The sequence below is a fragment of the Ancylobacter sp. Lp-2 genome (assembly GCF_020523795.1).
GTDB lineage: Bacteria > Pseudomonadota > Alphaproteobacteria > Rhizobiales > Xanthobacteraceae > Ancylobacter.
In genome coordinates, this window is sequence record NZ_JAJALI010000001.1 from 1 (window position 1) to 18,159 (window position 18,159).

At 68.1% G+C, this 18,159-nt stretch carries 16 protein-coding genes and 1 tRNA gene; 9 read left to right on the forward strand and 8 right to left on the reverse strand.

Going from position 1 to position 18,159, the window contains the following annotated elements; all coding sequences use genetic code 11:
* Window positions 1–457: 457 nt before the first annotated feature.
* From cysN to cysQ, 3 genes are all read right to left on the reverse strand, one after another.
* Window positions 458–2,353, reverse strand: a complete 1,896-nt coding sequence (cysN, locus tag LGR54_RS00005; protein WP_230359948.1) for a sulfate adenylyltransferase subunit CysN — start codon at window positions 2,351–2,353, stop codon at window positions 458–460.
* Window position 2,354: 1 nt separating this feature from the next.
* Entirely contained in the window at window positions 2,355–3,248 is an 894-nt protein-coding gene (cysD, locus tag LGR54_RS00010) for a sulfate adenylyltransferase subunit CysD (protein WP_230360755.1), read from the reverse strand.
* A gap of 79 nt (window positions 3,249–3,327) precedes the next feature.
* A complete protein-coding gene (gene cysQ, locus LGR54_RS00015; RefSeq protein ID WP_255607128.1) occupies window positions 3,328–4,176 on the reverse strand; it encodes a 3'(2'),5'-bisphosphate nucleotidase CysQ in 849 nt (282 codons plus the stop codon).
* A 200-nt stretch (window positions 4,177–4,376) separates the two neighbouring features.
* On the opposite strand from cysQ, the gene LGR54_RS00020 reads away from it, so the two are divergent.
* Together LGR54_RS00020 and LGR54_RS00025 are read left to right on the forward strand one after the other, a co-directional pair.
* The gene (locus tag LGR54_RS00020; protein ID WP_370638097.1) at window positions 4,377–5,903 is read left to right on the forward strand and encodes a malonyl-CoA synthase; all 1,527 of its coding nucleotides are present in this window, start codon (window positions 4,377–4,379) and stop codon (window positions 5,901–5,903) included.
* A 139-nt stretch (window positions 5,904–6,042) separates the two neighbouring features.
* Window positions 6,043–6,576 (forward strand): ferritin-like domain-containing protein, encoded by a 534-nt coding sequence (locus LGR54_RS00025; RefSeq protein ID WP_230359950.1) that lies wholly within the window; start codon window positions 6,043–6,045, stop codon window positions 6,574–6,576.
* Between the two features lie 105 nt (window positions 6,577–6,681).
* Here the strand turns inward: LGR54_RS00025 and LGR54_RS00030 are convergent, their stop codons facing one another.
* The 3 genes from LGR54_RS00030 to LGR54_RS00040 form a co-directional block, all read right to left on the reverse strand.
* A complete protein-coding gene (locus LGR54_RS00030; protein WP_230359951.1) occupies window positions 6,682–8,106 on the reverse strand; it encodes an aldehyde dehydrogenase family protein in 1,425 nt (474 codons plus the stop codon).
* A 248-nt stretch (window positions 8,107–8,354) separates the two neighbouring features.
* A complete protein-coding gene (locus LGR54_RS00035; protein ID WP_230359952.1) occupies window positions 8,355–9,245 on the reverse strand; it encodes a Hint domain-containing protein in 891 nt (296 codons plus the stop codon).
* 301 nt (window positions 9,246–9,546) lie between these two features.
* Window positions 9,547–10,419, reverse strand: a complete 873-nt coding sequence (locus LGR54_RS00040; RefSeq protein WP_230359953.1) for a Hint domain-containing protein — start codon at window positions 10,417–10,419, stop codon at window positions 9,547–9,549.
* 565 nt (window positions 10,420–10,984) lie between these two features.
* Here LGR54_RS00040 and LGR54_RS00045 point away from each other — a divergent pair.
* The 6 genes from LGR54_RS00045 to LGR54_RS00070 all read left to right on the forward strand — a co-directional run bounded on the left by LGR54_RS00045 (window position 10,985) and on the right by LGR54_RS00070 (window position 16,453).
* Window positions 10,985–12,115, forward strand: coding sequence for an ABC transporter substrate-binding protein (locus LGR54_RS00045; RefSeq protein ID WP_230359954.1), 1,131 nt, complete (start codon window positions 10,985–10,987; stop codon window positions 12,113–12,115).
* Window positions 12,116–12,160: 45 nt separating this feature from the next.
* Complete coding sequence (locus LGR54_RS00050; RefSeq protein WP_230359955.1) at window positions 12,161–12,976, forward strand: ABC transporter ATP-binding protein; 816 nt, start codon at window positions 12,161–12,163, stop codon at window positions 12,974–12,976.
* A complete protein-coding gene (locus LGR54_RS00055; protein ID WP_230359956.1) occupies window positions 12,976–13,758 on the forward strand; it encodes an ABC transporter permease in 783 nt (260 codons plus the stop codon). Before LGR54_RS00050 ends, LGR54_RS00055 begins: the two co-directional genes overlap by 1 nt.
* Before the next feature lie 279 nt (window positions 13,759–14,037).
* Window positions 14,038–14,451 carry a hypothetical protein gene (locus LGR54_RS00060; protein WP_230359957.1) on the forward strand — a complete coding sequence of 138 codons (414 nt, stop codon included), beginning with the start codon at window positions 14,038–14,040 and terminating at the stop codon, window positions 14,449–14,451.
* 1 nt (window position 14,452) lies between these two features.
* Window positions 14,453–15,127: an ABC transporter ATP-binding protein gene (locus tag LGR54_RS00065; protein ID WP_230359958.1), complete on the forward strand. Its 675-nt coding sequence runs from the start codon at window positions 14,453–14,455 to the stop codon at window positions 15,125–15,127.
* Window positions 15,128–15,130: 3 nt separating this feature from the next.
* Window positions 15,131–16,453, forward strand: a complete 1,323-nt coding sequence (locus tag LGR54_RS00070) for an ABC transporter permease (protein WP_230359959.1) — start codon at window positions 15,131–15,133, stop codon at window positions 16,451–16,453.
* A 58-nt stretch (window positions 16,454–16,511) separates the two neighbouring features.
* Here the strand turns inward: LGR54_RS00070 and LGR54_RS00075 are convergent.
* Window positions 16,512–16,588, reverse strand: a tRNA-Arg gene (locus tag LGR54_RS00075).
* A gap of 227 nt (window positions 16,589–16,815) precedes the next feature.
* Here LGR54_RS00075 and LGR54_RS00080 point away from each other — a divergent pair.
* Entirely contained in the window at window positions 16,816–17,145 is a 330-nt protein-coding gene (locus tag LGR54_RS00080; protein WP_230359960.1) for a hypothetical protein, read from the forward strand.
* Window positions 17,146–17,167: 22 nt separating this feature from the next.
* Here the strand turns inward: LGR54_RS00080 and LGR54_RS00085 are convergent, their stop codons facing one another.
* Window positions 17,168–17,719, reverse strand: a complete 552-nt coding sequence (locus LGR54_RS00085) for a gamma-glutamylcyclotransferase (RefSeq protein ID WP_230359961.1) — start codon at window positions 17,717–17,719, stop codon at window positions 17,168–17,170.
* Window positions 17,720–18,159: the final 440 nt, after the last annotated feature.

The following is an 18,159-nucleotide window of genomic DNA, read 5'->3' on the forward strand; positions in this document are numbered from 1 at the left end:
TTCTCTTTCTTCCGTTTTACCTGTCAAACAGCACGAGGTTCGAAAACCTCAGGACCCGAAAGTCCGTGACCCGAAGGTCTCGCCTCTCACCAGACCGACTTGCTCGTCGGCGGGAGCGGCTCTATATTCGCTGGCCTTTCGGCCGTCAAGTCCGCGTCCAAGTTATCCACTCGAACCCGAACCCCTCAACCTAAGGGCTCACACCCTTAGACCGTCGACAGTTTACCCTCCGGCGACTGCCGGTCCGAAGACCTCGTCTCTGTCGGGATCAACCAGAGGAGCGTCAGCACCGCGTCAGCGGCGCGCCCCGTCGATGAACGGGGTTATAGGGGGAGCCCCTCAGAGTGTCAACACCGATTTGGCAGGCCCTTCGAAAAAACGACATCGGTCTGTCGCCGGACCGACATGGAACCAGGCCGAAGCCTTGCGGTGCAAGGCTTCGGCCTGGGGATAAAAATCAGAGCAGGTAACCACGGGCCGTCAGATAGGCCACGATCTCGTCGGCCAGGGCCTCCGGCGCGCGCTCTCCCGCGGCCAGATGGATCTCCGGTTCCTCCGGCGCCTCATAGGGGCTGTCGATGCCGGTGAAGTTCTTGATCTCGCCGCGCCGTGCCCGGGCATAGAGCCCCTTGGGATCGCGCCGCTCGGCCACCTCCAGCGGCGTGTCGACGAAGATCTCGACGAATTCGCCCGGCTCCAGGATCTCGCGCGCCATCTGCCGCTCGGCACGGAACGGCGAGATGAACGAGGTCAGCACGATCAACCCGGCATCGACGAAGAGTTTCGCGGTCTCGCCGACACGGCGGATGTTCTCCACCCGGTCGGCGGCGGTGAAGCCGAGATCCCTGTTGAGCCCGTGCCGGACATTGTCGCCGTCGAGCAGATAGGTATGCCGGCCGATGGCGTTGAGCTTCTTCTCGACCAGGTTGGCCACCGTCGACTTGCCCGATCCCGACAGCCCGGTGAACCACAGCACCACCGGCTTCTGCAGCTTCATCGCCGCCCGCGACGCCTTGTCGACCTCCAGCGCCTGCCAATGCACATTGGTCGCCCGCCGCAGCCCGAAATCGATCATCCCGGCACCGACGGTGAGATTGCTCATCCGGTCGATGACGATGAAGGCACCGGTCTCAGGCACGTCGGCGAACGCATCGAAGGCGATCGGCTGCTGGGTGGCGAGATTGACCACCCCTACCTCGTTGAGCGCCAACTGTTTGGCCGCCAGCTTCTGGAAGCTGTTCACGTCGACCTTGTGCTTGATCTCGGTGACGCTGGCGCTCACCGTGCGGGTGCCGATCTTGATGAGATAGGGCCGCCCCGGCAGCAGCGCCTCGTCATGCATCCAGATCAGATGCGCAGCGAACTGGTCGGAGACTTCCGGACGGGCGGTGGCAGCGGCGATGATGTCGCCGCGCGAGATATCGACCTCATCCTCCAGCGTCAGCGTCACCGCCTCGCCGGCATCGGCGCGCGGCCGCGTCCCGTCCTTGGTGACGATCGCCTTCACCTTGCTGGTCCGCCCCGAGCTCGCCACCACGATGGCGTCGCCCGGCCGCACCGAGCCGCTCGCCACCGTGCCGGAGAAGCCGCGGAAATCGAGATTGGGCCGGTTCACCCATTGGACGGGCATGCGGAACGGCCGCGCCAGCGCATCGTCGGCCACCGGCACGCTCTCCAGATGCTCGACCAGCGTCGGGCCGTCATACCAGGGCGTGCGCGCGCTCCGCTCCAGCATGTTGTCGCCATAGCGGGCGGAGAGCGGCACCGCGACGAGGCTCTCAAAGCCGAAGCCGGCGGAGAATTCGCGATAGGCGGCGACGATGTCGTCGAACGCCTTCTGCGAGAAGTCGACCAGGTCGATCTTGTTCACCGCCAGCACCACATGGCGGATGCCGAGCAGCGACACGATGAAGGAATGCCGGCGCGTCTGGGTGAGGATGCCCTGCCGGGCATCGACGAGGATCACCGCGAGGTCGGAGTTGGAGGCACCCGTCGCCATGTTGCGCGTGTACTGCTCATGGCCGGGCGTATCCGCGACGATGAACTTGCGCTTGTCGGTGGCGAAGAAGCGATAGGCGACGTCGATGGTGATGCCCTGCTCGCGCTCGGCGGCGAGGCCATCGACCAGAAGGGCGAAATCGAGATCGTCGCCGGTAGTGCCGTGCTTGCGGGAATCGTTCGACAGCGTCGCGAGCTGGTCCTCGAACAGCAGCTTGGTGTCGTAGAGCAACCGACCGATCAGCGTCGACTTGCCGTCGTCGACGCTGCCGCAGGTCAGGAAGCGCAGCAGGCTCTTGTTCTCCTGCGCGGAAAGATAATCAGCGACCGATGTCGCCTCGGCGGCCAGGCTCATCTCAGAAATACCCTTCGCGCTTCTTCTTTTCCATCGAGGCGGCCTCGTCGTGATCGATGAGGCGGCCCGCCCGCTCCGAGGTGCGGGCGATGAGCATCTCCTGCACGATGCCCTCCAGCGTCGTCGCCTCGCTGTCGATGGCGGCGGTGAGCGGGTAGCAGCCGAGCGTGCGGAACCGCACCAGTCGTTCCTCGGGCGTCTCGCCGGGCTTGAGCGGCAGGCGGGTGTCGTCGACCATGATCATCTGCCCGTCGCGCCACACCACCGGGCGGCGGGCGGCGAAATACAGCGGCACGATCGGGATGCGCTCGGCGAGGATGTATTGCCAGATGTCGAGCTCGGTCCAGTTGGACAGCGGGAAGACGCGGATCGATTCCCCCGGCCGCACCCGCGTATTGTAGAGGTTCCACAGCTCGGGACGCTGGCTCTTCGGGTCCCAGGCATGGGTCTCGGTGCGGAAGGAGAAGATGCGCTCCTTGGCGCGGCTCTTCTCCTCGTCGCGCCGGGCGCCGCCGAACGCCGCGTCGAAGCCGTACTGGGTCAGCGCCTCCTTCAGCGCCTCGGTCTTCATCACATTGGTGTAGAGCGAGGAGCCGTGGTCGAAGGGGTTGATGCCCTGCTCGACGCCGGCCTGATTGGTGTGGACGATCAGGTCGAAGCCGAGCTCCTCCGCCATCCGGTCGCGGAAGGCGATCATCTCGCGGAACTTCCACGTGGTGTCGATGTGCATCAGCGGGAAGGGCGGCCGCGAGGGATAGAAGGCCTTCACCGCCAGATGCAGCATCACCGCCGAATCCTTGCCGATGGAATAGAGCATCACCGGCTTTTTGAACTCGGCCGCGACCTCGCGGATGATGTGGATCGACTCGGCCTCGAGGCGCCGCAAATGGGTCATGCGATCTGACGACACGACACTGTCCTTTCAAGATGCGCGCCCGGTGCGCTTCGAGGGAGCCGACCGAGCCGCGCCGAATTCATGACGTCGCCGCGTCCGGCAGCCGGGCGAGCCCCACTGCGAGCGCCGGATCGCCGAAGGCAACGAAATAGGGATTGGCGAAATCGGTATCCTCGGCCTGCGCGCGCTTGCCATAGCGCAGCGGCGCGCCGTCGAATGTCAGCACGGTGCCGCCGGCGGCGCGCAGGATCGCGTCCCCTGCCGCAGTATCCCATTCCATGGTGCGGCCATGGCGCGGATAGACGTCCGCCGCGCCTTCGGCGAGCAGGCAGAACTTCAGCGACGAGCCGGCCGAGACAAAGCCGTGGCCGGGAAAGCGCCGCAGCCATTCCGCCGTCTGCGGCGAGCCGTGCGAGCGGCTGCCGACCACCTGGAGAGGGGGAGCCGCGGCGCGCGCCGAGATCGCGACCGTGTCGGCCAGAGTCTCGCCATCGACCTTCGCCTTGAAGACGTGGCCCGGCTGGCCGGCATAGAGCAGCTCGAGCGCCGGGGCATGAACGACGCCGACGGTCGGCAGCCCGTTCTCTACCAGCGCGATGTTGACGGTGAACTCGCCGTTGCGCGCCAGGAACTCGCGGGTGCCGTCGAGCGGATCGACCAAGAAGAACCAACCGCCGATCTCCGGCACCCGGCCGGCGGCGTATTCCTCTTCGGCGACGACCGGGATCTCCGGCGCCAGGACCTGCAAGCCCTCGAGGATCACCGCTTCGGCGCGCCGGTCGGCCTCGGTTACCGGCGAGCGGTCGCCCTTCTCGGAAACGGCGAACTCCGTCGCATAGACGTCCATCACCACCCGTCCGGCTCGCAGGGCGAGGCGCACGAGAGCAGAAAGAAATTCTTCGTTCCGAGAAAAAACCGCTGCATTCATGTTGAGCTCTATAACTTACACAGAGGTTCAATGGAATATTTTTAATTACATCAAAAACACGTATTTATATCTCCCCGACCGCTCTCCGGAACCTGCGCCCGCACGCCCGGCGCTCGCTGGCCCCCGCGAGATGTGCTAGGCAGCGGGCCGATCGCAAAAGCCCGGCTTCACCGCCGACAAAAGCAAGAAAGGACAAGGCCGTGAGCAGCAACGCCAACCTTTATGCCGCGATTGAGGCGAGCGCCCGGCGTGCCGGCGATGCCATCGCGTTCTCACAGCCGGACGGGTCGACGCTCAGCTATGCCGAACTGCTCGCGCTGGTTGGCCGCTATGCCGATGCCTTGACCCAGCTCGGCGTCGGGCGCGGGGACCGGGTCACCGTGCAGGTGGAGAAATCGCTCGGCAATGTCGCGCTCTATCTCGCCACGCTGAAGATCGGCGCGGTCTACCAGCCGCTCAACACCGCCTACACGGCTGCCGAGCTCGACTATTTCCTCGGCGATGCCGAGCCGGTGCTGCTGGTCGCGGATCCGCGCAAAGCGGAGACACTGCGCCCCATCGCCGCCGCTCGCGGGGTGCGCCATGTCGAAACGCTCGATGCCGACGGGAAAGGTTCGCTCGCCGACCTCGCGGCCACCCTGCCGGGCACAGCGGAAACCGTCCTCTGCGCTCCCGACGATCTCGCGGCGCTGCTCTACACCTCTGGCACCACCGGCCGCTCCAAGGGCGCGATGATCACCCATCGCAACCTGTCCTCCAATGCCAAGGCCCTGCTGGAGATCTGGGCCTTCCAGCCCGGCGACGTGCTGCTGCATGCCCTGCCGATCTTCCACGTCCACGGATTGTTCGTGGCGCTGAATACCGCGCTGCTCAACGGTTCCGCGATCCTCTGGCTTGCGAAGTTCGATGTCGACACCGTCATCGCCCATCTGCCCCGCGCGACGGTGATGATGGGCGTGCCGACCTTCTATACCCGCCTGCTCGCCCATCCCGGTTTCACCTGCGAACTTGTCCGGGGCATGCGGCTGTTCATCGCCGGCTCGGCGCCGCTGCTGGCCGAGACTCATCGCGAGTTCGAGGCCGCGACGGGCCATGCCATCCTCGAGCGCTACGGCATGACCGAATGCGGCATGATCACCTCCAACCCCTATGACGGCGCCCGGCTGCCCGGCTCGGTCGGCTATGCGCTGCCCGACATATCCGTGCGCATCGTCGGCGAGGACGGCGCGGAGCTGTCGCGCGGCGAGGTGGGCATGCTGGAAACCAACGGCCCCAACCGTTTCCTCGGCTATTGGCGCATGCCGGAGAAGACCGCCGCCGAAATCCGGCCGGATGGCTTCTTCATCACCGGCGACCTCGCCAGCATGGCGCCGGATGGGCGGGTGACCATCGTCGGGCGCGGCAAGGACCTCATCATCTCCGGGGGATTGAACATCTATCCCAAGGAGATCGAGATGGAGATCGACCAGTTCCCCGGCGTAGTGGAATCGGCGGTCATCGGCGTGCCGCATGCCGATTTCGGCGAGGCGGTGGTCGCCGTGGTGGTAGCGCGGGCGGCGAATTCGCTCGACGACAAGGCGCTCGGTGCCTGGCTCGGCGACCGGTTGGCGCGCTTCAAGCTGCCCAAGCACATCGCCACCGTCGAGGAGCTGCCGCGCAACACCATGGGCAAGGTGCAGAAGGCAGCGCTGCGCGAGCGTTACAAGGGGCTGTTTCCCGCCGGCTGACGAGCGGGATGACGGTGGCCGGCCACCGGGTGCGACGAAAGTCGAAAAACCTTGGAACGACGGGGGTTCCACGGCGTTTTGCTGTCATCACCAATCCAAGAACGGGCCGCCTTGAACGCCCGAAAGGGAGATGCGCGCCATGGGTCTGCTGTCCAGGGATATCAAGTCGCTCGGCGATCTGCTGGTGCAGGGACTGGGCGAAGCACTCTACGCCGAACGACGCTGCGCCCGCGTCCTGCCGTCGCTGGTCGCCAAAGCCTCCGACCCACAGCTGAAAAGCGAGCTAAATGCGATACTTACGGCGAATCCGGCCTGCGTCGGCCGGCTGGAATCAGTGTTCCGCCTGCTGGCGCGGGCGCCGAAGGCGGCGGAAAGCCCGGCCATAGACGGGCTGTTCATCGGCGCCGAGGAGATCAATGGCGAGATCGACGATCCGCATGTGCTCGACGCGGCCATCGCCGCCGCGATCCAGGACGTCGCCGTCTTCAAGACCGCCCGCTACGCGACGCTGATCAGCTGGCTACAGCAGATCGGCCGCCCGGATGCGGCGCAGGTGCTGCAACCCAACCAGGCCGGCTGCCGGCGGCTCGCCGACGCCCTGTGCCTGCTCGCGGAGCGGCAGCTGACCCCGCGCGCCGGGGGCCACCCATCCGCCCCTCGCCTCGCCGGCTGAGGCCGGTGGGGTGGACGATGTGGCCAATGCCGGCCCGATAGACCGAGACCGGCCGATCGGCCGCCGCACACGGGTGCGCGACGGCCGGAAGGCAAAATGGCGGGCTCAGCCCCAGCCGACGATGCCCTTGATCTCCAGGAAATCGTGGATCGCCCAATCGGCATATTCGCGGCCGTTGCCGGACTGCTTGTAGCCGCCGAACGGCGCCATCGTGTCCCATTCCGGGTAGTTGAGATACACCGAGCCGGCGCGCATGCGGGCCGCCACCGCGCGGGCGTGCTCGATCTCCTGCGACTGGATGTAGGCGGCGAGGCCGTACACCGTGTCGTTGGCGATCTCCACCGCCTGATCCTCGCTGTCATAGGACAGCACGGAGAGCACCGGGCCGAAGATCTCCTCGCGCGCCACCGTCATGTCATTGGTGACATGGCCGAACACCGTCGGGCGGATGTAATAGCCGCGGTTCAGCCCTTCCGGACGGCCGGGACCGCCGGTGACCAGGGTCGCGCCCTCCGAAATGCCGGCCTCGATGAGGCGCTGGATCTTGTCGTACTGGATCTGGCTGACCACCGGGCCGAGATCGGTGCCCTCGGTGTTCGGATCGCCGGTCGCCAGCGCCTCGGCGGCACCCTTGGCGATCGACAGCGCCTCGTCATGGCGGGCGGCCGGCACCAGCATGCGGGTCGGCGCGTCGCAGGACTGGCCGGTATTGCCGAAGCAGGCGCGCACGCCCTGGGCGACGGCCTCGGCGAAATCGGCGTCCGGCAGGATGATGTTGGCCGACTTGCCGCCGAGTTCCTGCGCCACCCGCTTCACGGTATCGGCCGCCGTCTTGGCGACGATGATACCGGCGCGGGTCGAGCCGGTGAAGGACACCATGTCGACGTCCTTGTGGCCGGCCATGATCTGGCCGACATCCGGGCCGGTGCCGTTGACGAGGTTGAACACGCCCTTGGGGGTGCCGGCGGCTTCCATCACCTCGGCGAAGACGATGCCGCTGATCGGCGCGATTTCCGAGGGCTTCAGCACCACGGTACAACCGGCGGCGATGGCGGGCGCCACCTTGCAGGCGATCTGGTTGAGCGGCCAGTTCCACGGGGTGATCAGCGCGCAGACGCCGATCGGCTCCTTCACCACCATGGTGGCGCCGCGGTGCTCGGTGAATTCGTAGGTCTCGAAGGCCTTGATGGTGGCCTCGATATGCGCCCGGCCGGCCCAGGCCTGCGCATCGCGGGCGAAGGAGAGCGGGGCGCCCATTTCCTGGCTGACCGCGCGGGCGATATCCTCGAAGCGCTCGTTGTAGGCGGCGAGAATGCGGTTGAGCAGCGCCAGGCGCTCTTCCTTCGGCACCAGCGAGAAGGTCGCGAAGGCGGCCTTGGCCGCGGCGACCGCCTTGTCGACATCCGCCGCCGAGCCGATGGCGATCTGGGTATAGGCTTCCTCGGTCGAGGGATCGATGACATCGAGCAGGCGCGGCTCGACCGGGTCGACCCAGGCGCCGTCGATGTAGAATTTCTGGTGGTGGCTCATCTGCGCTCTCGTTTGAACGGACCGGCAAGGAAAGGATGGCCGGAGGCCATCCAGGCGGCGACGCGGTCGAACCGCGCCAGCCATGCCGATTTATGCACGCCCGGCGCCGGATGAACATGGTGCCCGAGGAGATGTCGCCCGAACGCGGCCGACGCCCGCGTTAACCAATCCCGTATAGCTAAGGTACGCGCGAGCGCGCGCGAGACGCGCCGGGCGATACGCCTCGAATCGGGAAGGGAGGCCGGCCGTCAGGCGACCCGATCGTCCCGCGTGGCGAGGCCCAGCAACTCGGCCCGCGCGGCAAGGCGTTCATGGATATGCCGGGGAAGCTGGCGGGCCGACTTCACGCGCGGCAGGTCGAGCTCAAGGATCGGCGCCTCCGGCGCTTCCTGCCAATTGTCGAAGCGCCGGCGCGTGACGTTGTCGACGAAGGTTTCCGCCGGCACCCCCTCGGCGAGGATGAGCGCGTGCTCGTCGAGCTCGACATGATAGTAGACGAAAATCTCCGGCATATCGGTCCGGCGCGCGATGCTGGCGGTGTTGACCAGCGCGCCGGCCTGCACCAGCACGCCGTCGATTTCCAGCGCATGGTCGGATGACACCGAGAGATCGCGGAGCGGCACGCCGTCGCCGAGCGCACCGGCGGCTATCCGCACCGGCATCACCTTCAGCGGATCGGCGAAAAGCGTGGAGACCGTCTGGCGGGCCAGCCAGCGTACCGGCTTGGCGGACCCGTCGGCGGTAAGCACCAGGTCGCCGGCCTCCAGGGTCTCGATCGCGACCTCGCCCGTGGGCGTCGCGATCATCGTGCCGGCGAGGAAGCAGACGATGAAGCTGTCGCCGTCCCGCTCCGCATAGGCATCGGCTTCCTGCTCGGTGTCGGTGAACCACCAATAGACGCCACTGCCGAGGCCGGCGACCAACCCGTCGCCGCTGGCATAGTAGAAATAGGCATTGCCCGACCCGCCATCGGGCGCGACATAGGCGAAGACCGGATTATCGGGATCAAGCTCGGGATCGTCGACCGTGCCGATGAGCACATCGACAAAGGGATTGTCGGCCTGTCCCGGATCGCTGCCGCCGATGACGTAGCCGTCGGCCGTCACGGCATAGGCATAGCGAAATATCTTGAGATCCATGCACTGCCCCATCGGCATCGACGGGCGCCACGGGCCCCGTCATGAGGGATCGTCTCCGCCAGACGCACCCTCATACGACGAAAGCAGTATCAAACCACCGGCATTCTGGAAATAGCCCGGAGACGGGCGACCCGCAGCGAGGGCCCCGGAATCGGCCGCTTCGCGGGATCGGCGATGCGCGGATCAGCGAGCGGCGGCCATTCGCGACCGGGAGGCGAGAACGGCACCCCGAGGCAATTCCCGGAGTGCCGCTCCCGAACACGTGCCGGCGGTATGGGGCCCCGCCGGCACGCTTGACGTATCAGGCCGCCTTGCCGGTGGTGACGCCGAGCTGCGTGGCGCGAACCGCCAGCCGAGCGGCGGTAACCGGCGAGAGCTGGCGGGCCGACTTGATGCGCGGCAGGTCGAGCTCGGCGAGCGCGGTCTCCGGGGCCTCTTCCCAATTGTCGAAGCGACGACGGGTGACGTTGTCGACGAAGGTCTCCGCCGCCACGCCCTCGGCCAGCACCAGCGAGTGGTCGTCGAGTTCGACGTGGAAATAGGTGAAGGTCTGCGGCATCTCGGTGTGGCGAACGACGGAGGCACCGTTCACCAGCGCGCCGGCCTGCACCAGCGCACCGTCGACGAGCAGGGCGTGATCCGTCGATACGTAGAGATCGCGCACGGGCAGGTTGTCGCCCAACGCGCCGGCGCGCACCAGCACCGGCATCACGCGCATCGGATCGGCGAAGCGGGTGGACACCGTCTGGCGGGCCAGCCAGCGCACCGGCCTGGCGGAACCGTCGGCGGTGAGCACGAGGTCGCCGGCCTCCAGCGTCTCGATGGCAACCTCGCCCGCGGGCGTCGCGATCATCGTCCCGGCCAGGAAGCAGACGATGAAGCTGTCGCCACTGTTCGGCGGCGTGGTGTTGCCGGTCTGGGTGGTGTCGGTGAGCAGGTAGGTGGCGCCATTATAGGAAATGACGATGCCGTCACCGCTGGCGTAGAGGAAGGTTGCCGTTCCGCTCGAAAAACCGGAAATCGTGATGGTGTCGCCAGATGTGATCGTCGCATCGCCACCGGAATTCACAGTCGTGTCCAGGTAGGGATTGCGCGCATGCCCAGCGGCATTGCCGTTCTGAACGCGTCCCTGATTGCTGAGCAGATAGGTATAGCTGAACGTATCGGTCGCCATCTCGACGAAACCCCCATTTTCGCATCCGAAAACCAGCGCGCTGCTTCACGCACCGGGCAGCAGCGCCCGTTGAAGGATCCACCGCACGGCCGAAGGGTTAACCGTCTCCACGAGATTTGGAAGGGTTTGAGAGTAAAAAAGAATGAAATTCAAACTAAAGATCATTTTTTAACAATGAAATTTGATTCTAAATAATTCTCATTTTTATCTTGAATTTTTGCGGACAACCGATTGGCACGGCAGAACGATTTGGCATCGAGATACCGACGCTATGGCGGCTGTCCGCGTCCCGCTGCCGATATATGCGGCAAATTGTCGCAGTTCGCAGCCGACAGCACCGCAACCACAGCGAGCGGACGAATCGCCGACTTCCTTCGCGCCGCCCCGGCCCGACGCCCAAGGATTGGGCATATGGCGCGCCGTGTCGTCCCGGCATACCCTTGCGTCAGACGAAACACCGCGCGGCTTCAGGCTTGGCGACGGATTTGCATGCCGGTCGAGCTCACGTTCCAGCCGGCCGCCGGCTGGAACAGCGCCCACCCATCGCCCGACCGGAGTGCTCAGCATGTCCTGCCCCGCCTCTCGCACCCTGCCGCCCCGCGCCGCCCGTCCGGCCGCGCCCGGCCCGCTGCGCCACCTCATCGCCGCGATGCGGACCACCGGTCGGCTCACCCGGACGGTCGGCGGAGCGTTGGGCATTGCGGCGGCCGTGACGCTGGGAGCGGCGAGCGCCGTGGCGCAGACGCAAGCTCCCGTTCCCGTGAAGTTCACCCTCGACTGGGTGTTCCAGGGGCCGACCTCGCCGTTCCTCGTGGCGCTCGACAAGGGCTACTACAAGGCCGAGGGGCTCGACGTGACCATGGACCCCGGCCAGGGCTCGGCGGGGGCGGTGCAGCGCGTGGCGTCCGGCGCCTACGACATCGGCTTCGCCGACGTGAACTCGCTGATCGAGTACAATGCCAAGAACCCCGGCAAGGAAGTGCTGTGCGTGTTCATGGCCTATGACTTTCCGCCCTTCGGCGTCTACGCGCTGAAGAAGAGCGGCATCGCCAAGCCGGCCGACCTCGCCGGCAAGAAGCTCGGCGCGCCGGTGTTCGACGCCTCGTTCCGGCTGTTCCCCGCCTTCGCCAAGAAGGTCGGCATCGACCCGAAGAGCGTCGAGCATGTGAACCTGACGCCGCAGCTGCGCGAGCAATCGCTGGTGCAGGGCACGGTCGACTTCATCTCCGGGCACTATTTCTCGTCGATCCTCGACCTCAACGCGCGCGGCGTGAAAACTGAGGACATCGTCGCCTTCACCTATAGCGACGCGGGCATGGACGTGTACGGCAACGGCATCATCGTCTCCCTCGCCTTCGCCGGGAAGCCGGAAGTGGTGAAGGGCTTCCTGCGCGCCACCGCGAAAGCCTGGAAGGAGGTCGCCGCCGATCCGGCCATCGGCATCGCCGCCGCCAAGGCGCGCGACCCACTAATCGATGAGAAGCTGGAGCTGGAGCGGCTCAACATGTCGCTCGCGATGAACGTGCTCACCCCCTATGTGAAGGCGAACGGCATGGGCGACGTCGACCCGGCGCGCTTCGCCCGCTCGGTGACGGCGGTGGCCGATGCCTTCGGCCTGCCGAACGCGCCGGCGCCGGACAAGGTGTTCACCAACGCCTATCTGCCGCCGAAAGAGGAGCGGATGGTGGCGCCGTGAGGCGACCGCCCGGCGCCTCCCCTCTCACCTGAATTGCGTGCCCGCATGACCGCTCCCCAAACCGCTCCCGGCGCCTCCCCGCCCCTCGTCGAACTGAATGCCGTCAGCCTCGCCTATGGCGAGGGGCGCGAGGCGACGCTCGCCCTGGCCGACGCCACCATGAAGATCGGCCAGGGCGAGTTCGTCGCCGTGGTCGGCCCGTCCGGCTGCGGCAAGTCCACGCTGATGAAGCTGGTCACCGGCCTGATCCCGCCGACCTCCGGCGAGGTGAAGGTGCGCGGCGAGCGCGTCACTCGGCCGATCAAGGGCGTCGGCATGGCGTTCCAGAACGCCACGCTGCTGCCCTGGCGCACCACCCGCGACAACATCATGCTGCCGCTAGAGGTGGTGCAGCCGCACAAGAGCCGCCTGCGCGCCGAGCGGGCCGCCTATTTCGACAAGGCGCAAAAGCTGCTCGCCTCGGTGGGGCTGGGCGAGTTCGGCGACAAATATCCCTGGCAGCTCTCCGGCGGCATGCAGCAGCGCTCCAATGTCTGCCGGGCGCTGATCCACGAGCCGCAGATCCTGATGCTCGACGAGCCGTTCGGCGCCCTCGACGCCTTCACCCGCGAGGAGCTGTGGGGGATCATGCAGGCGCTTTGGCTGGAGCGGCGCTTCACCGCCGTCTTGGTGACGCACGATCTGCGCGAGGCGGTCTATCTCGCCGACACCGTCTATGTGATGAGCCGGCGCCCCGGCCGTATCGTCAAGATCCGCAAGGTCGACCTGCCGCGCCCGCGCACGCTGGAGACCACCTTCCAGGCCGAGTTCGTCGACATCGTGCACGAGCTGCGCGAGCGCATCCAGATGGAGCACGGGTGATGGCGATGACCGCGCGCCAGCAACGCTATGCCCGCCTTGCCATGCCCTGGCTGACCCTCGCCGTGCTGCTGATCGCCTGGGAACTCGCCTGCCTCGTCTTCGACGTGCCGGAGATCGTCGCGCCGCGCCCCTCCCAGGTGTTCGCGGTCATGGTGCAGCGCTGGGACCTGCTGGTGCGCTTCTGCCTGGAGACGCTGTGGACGACGATGATCGGCTTCGTGCTGGCCATCGGCTTCGGGTTGCTGCTCGGCCTCGCCATCGGCGCCTCGCCCTTCGTCTATGCCGGGCTCTACCCGCTGCTGATCGCCTTCAACGCCATACCGAAGGTGGCGATCGTGCCGATCCTGATGATCTGGCTCGGCATCGGCGCGCTGCCGGCGATCATCACAGCCTTCGTCATCTCGTTCTTCCCCATCGTGGTGAACGTCGCCACCGGACTCGCCACCATCGAGCCGGAGATGCGCGACCTGATGCGCTCGCTCGGCGCCAGCAATTACGAGATTTTGACCAAGGTCGGCATTCCCCGCGCCATGCCCTATCTGTTCGCCAGCCTGAAGGTGGCGGCGACGCTCGCCTTTGTCGGCTCGGTGCTGTCGGAGACGGTGGGCGGCAATCGCGGCATCGGCTTCCTGATGCTGTCGGCGAGCGCGCGCAACGACAGCGCCACCACCTTCGCCGGGCTGTTCGCCATCGCCATCATGGGCGTGGCTGTCTATGCCGCCTGCGCGCTGGTGGAGCGGCGCATGACCCGCTGGGCGTTCCGCGGCGAGCTGGTGCGCTAGCCGCGCCGGCGAGACCGATGCGGCCCCTCCACGCGACGCCCGGAGGGGCGCGGGCTTCATCCAACTGACACATGCCGCCGCTAACCAGCCCGAAGGTCGCCCGCGACGCGGCGCGTCACCGCGCGGGGTCGTCGCGCTGGAAGCCCGCGCCGTGGCCGCGGGCGAGGCGGCCGCAGACGCCGCAGCCGAAGGAGCGCAGTCATGCCGATCCGCCGTCCGGCGTCCTTTCTGTCGACGCCATCCTTCTCGACATCGCCCCAGCTATCCCGGCGCCGGCTCATGCTCGCCGCCGCCCTCGGCCTGATCGCCGCGCCGGCGCGGGCGGCCGACCGGCTGAGCTTCGAGGAGCTCTATGGCAGCCAGGGCGTGTTCGGGCTCACCTTCTCGGACAAGACCAAGGGCCTTGCCGGCAAGCCGGTGGCGATGCGCGGCTTCATGGCGCCGCCGCTGAAGGCGGAGGCCGACTTCTTCGTGCTCACCGAAATCCCGATGGCGCTGTGCCCGTTCTGCTCCTCCGACGCCGACTGGCCGGACAATATCGTGGTGATCCGGCTCGACCGCGCCCAGACCTTCGAGCAGGCCAATGCGCTGATCGAGGTGACCGGCACGCTGGAGGTCGGCTCCTGGACCGATCCCGAGACCGGCTTCGTCAGCCTTTTGCGCATCGTCGGCGCCCGCTTCGGGCGGGCCTGACATGCCTGCCCTCACCGTCGACGCGCTGGAGGTCCGGTTCCCCGGCCTCGACACCCCCGCTCTCGCCATTCCCCGGCTGGACATCGAGGCCGGCGCCCGCATCGGGCTGACCGGCCCCTCGGGCTCCGGCAAGACCACGCTCATCAACCTGATCACCGGGCTGGAGCGCGCCCGCGCCGGCCGGCTGATCTGGGACGGCACCGACATTGCCCGCCTCTCCGAAGGCCGTCGCGACCGCTGGCGCGCCGCCAATGTCGGACTTGTGATGCAGGATTTCCATCTTTTCGACGGGCTCTCCGCCCGCGACAACGTGCTGCTGCCGCTGCGGCTGTCGCGCCTCGCCCTGCCGGCCGGCGCCGGCGAGGAGGCCGACCGGCTGCTCGCCCGCGTCGGCATCGAGCGGCGCGACCAGAAGGTCGAGACGCTGTCGCGCGGCCAGAAGCAGCGCGTGGCGGTGGCGCGGGCGCTGATCGCCCGGCCAGGCATCCTCGTCGCCGATGAGCCGACCGCCAGCCTCGACGCCGAGGCCGGGGCGGTGGTCGCCGCGCTGCTGCTGGCGCTGGCGGCGGAGGCCGGGGCGACGCTGATCGTCGCCAGCCACGATCCGCGCCTCATCGAGCGGCTCGACCGGGTGATCCGGCTGGAAGCCGGCCGCATCACCGCCAGCGAGGGCTGAGCCATGTTCCGTCTCGTCGCCGCCGACCTGCGGCGCAACGCGCTCGGCGCGCTCGCCATCGTGCTGATCGTCGCCTTCGCCACCGCGCTCGGCGTCGCGGTGACGCTGCAGGAACGGGCGCTACGGCTCGGCAGCGCCCGGGCGGCGGCGGCGTTTCCGGTGATCGTCGGCGCCGCCGGCAGCGAGACCCAGCTGATGCTCTCGGCGGTGTTCCTGCAGCCGGCGCCACTCGGCCTGGTGCCGGGCAAGGTGCTCGCCTCGCTCGCCACCGATCCGCGCGTCGCCTGGGCGGCGCCGGTGGGCTTCGGCGATTTCGTCGAGGACTACCCGATCGTCGGCACCACGCAGGCGCTGATCGACGGGCTCGGCGGCCTGCGCGAGGGCAAAAGCTTCGCCCGGCTCGGCGAGGCGGTGGTCGGCGCCGGCGTGGCGCTGCGCCCCGGCGACCGCTTCCACCCGCTGCACGGCCAGGCCTCCAGCGGCGGCCACATGCATGGCGAGACCACCTATGAGGTGGTGGGCCGGCTCGCCCCGACCGGCACGCCCTGGGACCGCGCGGTGCTGGTGCCGATCGAGGCGGTGTGGCGCACCCATGGGATGGAGGCGCATGCGGATGGCGATGAACACAACCACGACGCCGCAGAGGCCGCCGGCGGCGCGCAGGCGGAAGATGGAAAGGCGGAGAACGGGAAAGCGGAGGACGGGAAGGCCGGGGACGCGCATGACCACGCCGGATCGGCGGTGGACCCTGAGGCCGCCCTCGACGCCGCGCGGGCGACCGCCGCCGACGCCCCCGGCGTGCCGGCGATCGTGGTGAAGCCGCGCAGCATCGCCGACGCCTACAAGCTGCGCCAGGACTGGCGCACCGACACCACGCTGGCGCTGTTCCCCGCCGAGGTGCTGACCCGGCTCTATGCGACGCTCGGCGATGCCCGCCGCGTGCTCTCCGCCGTCGCCCTGGGCGCGCAGGCGCTGGTGGCGGCGGCGATCCTGCTGGTGATCCTGCTGCATGTCGGCCAGCGCCGGCGGCAGATCGGCGCGCTGCGCGCCTTCGGGGCGCCGCGCCTCGCGGTGTTCGCCGTGGTGTGGATGGAGGGGTTCGCGCTGCTCGGCCTCGGCCTCGCCACCGGCGTCGGCCTCGGCTATGCCGCCGCGCGGGCGATTGCCGCCCGGCTGGAGGCGCAGAGCGGGGTGGCGCTGCCGGTGCTGTTCGCGCCCGACGACCTGACGCCGCTGATGGTGCTGGCCGGTGCGACGGCGGTGCTGGCCATGGTGCCGGCGCTGCTGGCCTATCGCCAGTCCCCCGCCGCCGCCCTGCGCGGCTGAGCCACTGCTGGAAATGGGCGAAGCGGCAGCCGAGGCGCCGCAATTCACGGCACGGCGCTGGTGTCCCGGAAGGGAATCGAACCCCTGACCCCAGGTTTAGGAAACCTGTGCTCTATCCTGCTGAGCTACCGGGACGCAGCCGTCGCGGGCGCGGGCGCCCGCCGCAAGCGTATGGTCCGAACCGGACGCGCTTGCAAGAGGCCGGCGCCAACTTCGCCGGCACGCCGGACGCGCCTCCCCTCCGACCCGGTGGGCGTTGCGCGCCGCGATTCACGCACGCGTGACGGGAACTTTCAGCATTCATGCGGATTCACCCCAGGAACCGCATTGACCTCGTCCACAGATGTTCTAACTTTGTTCTCATGATGATCACGCTTCCCACCCTTAGCGGCGATTCGCTGCGCGACGACGGTCCGCTCACCGTCGCCGACGGCGTGCTCGCCCGACGCTTTCGGCTCTGGCGCGGCCCGGACGGGCGGCGGCAGGTCTTCTCCGTCTATGCCGTCGAGGACGCGCCGGACTATCCGGACGCCGTCGCCCTCGTGGTGCGCCGCATCGGCGGGCGCTGCGTGGCGCTGTGGAGCGGCCCGGCCGGCGCCAAGGCGCGCGTCGCCGCGCTGGCCAACGGTGGGCAGGAGATCCATCTGCGGATCATTCCCGAGACCGAGAGTGGCCCGCTGGCGCCGGAATGAGCCGGCCGGTGGCCCCCGACGGCTAGAGCCGCGCGGCGATCCATTCGAGTTCGGCGTCGGCGATGCCGAGATCGGCGAGATGCCGGGCGGTGGCGCGGACGTAATCGCCGTTCGGACCGCCGACGCCATGGCCCTGCCGCACCAGATGCAGCCGCTCCTCGCGGCCCATCGCCCCGGCATATTGCGCATGGCCGCGATCCACCAGGAACGCCAGCGCCGGCACGCTGCGCCGGCTGCCGTCGCGCAGCCAGACCCGGCGGGTGCTCTCGCGATAGATCATCGTCACCTGCTCGCGTTCGCGCAGATAGGCGATCGTCGCCTCCGCCCGCGCGGCGGCGACGCGGAAGGCGATGCCGATGCAACTGCCGCCACGGTCCAGCCCCAGCACCAGGCCGGGCCGCTCCGCCGTGCCCCGCCAGTGCACCGACAGCACGCAAAGCGAGCGATGCGCGCCGATCAGCCGGGCCGGCACGGCCTCCTCGTGCTCGAAGCCGGGATTCCACATCAGCGAGCCATAGCCGAACACCCACAGATCGCTCGCCGCCTCGTGAGTGGAAGACAGAAGGAGGTCCATGCGCCGTACGATCCGAGCCGCTCGCGGCGCCGGAGATGCGCGCCGATTCGCGGCATGCTGGCACCGGCGCCGGCGGGGCGGAAGTCCCTGATCGCAGCGGAGGGCCATGTATCTCGCCGGGTATCGATGGCACGGATGTCCGCGCGGATGGCGTCGGGGAGCCGACCGCCGGAAGTTGCGCGCCCGGGGGGCTTGGGGCTCGAATACTTGGGCGCTATGGGGCTTGGGGCTTGGGGCTTGGGGCTTGGGGGAGTATCCCGCCTCGACGCAGGGCAAGCCCGCCGGATCCTCGCGCGGTCACGGCTTCGTCGATCCACGCCCTCGTCGCCGCGGCACGGAACGGACCGAGCCCGACCGGACAGTCGCGGCTGCCCAGGACCAACCGTGCGGTGCCATCGACTGACGGCGCATCCGTCCCGGCAGAACCGCCTCAATGCAGC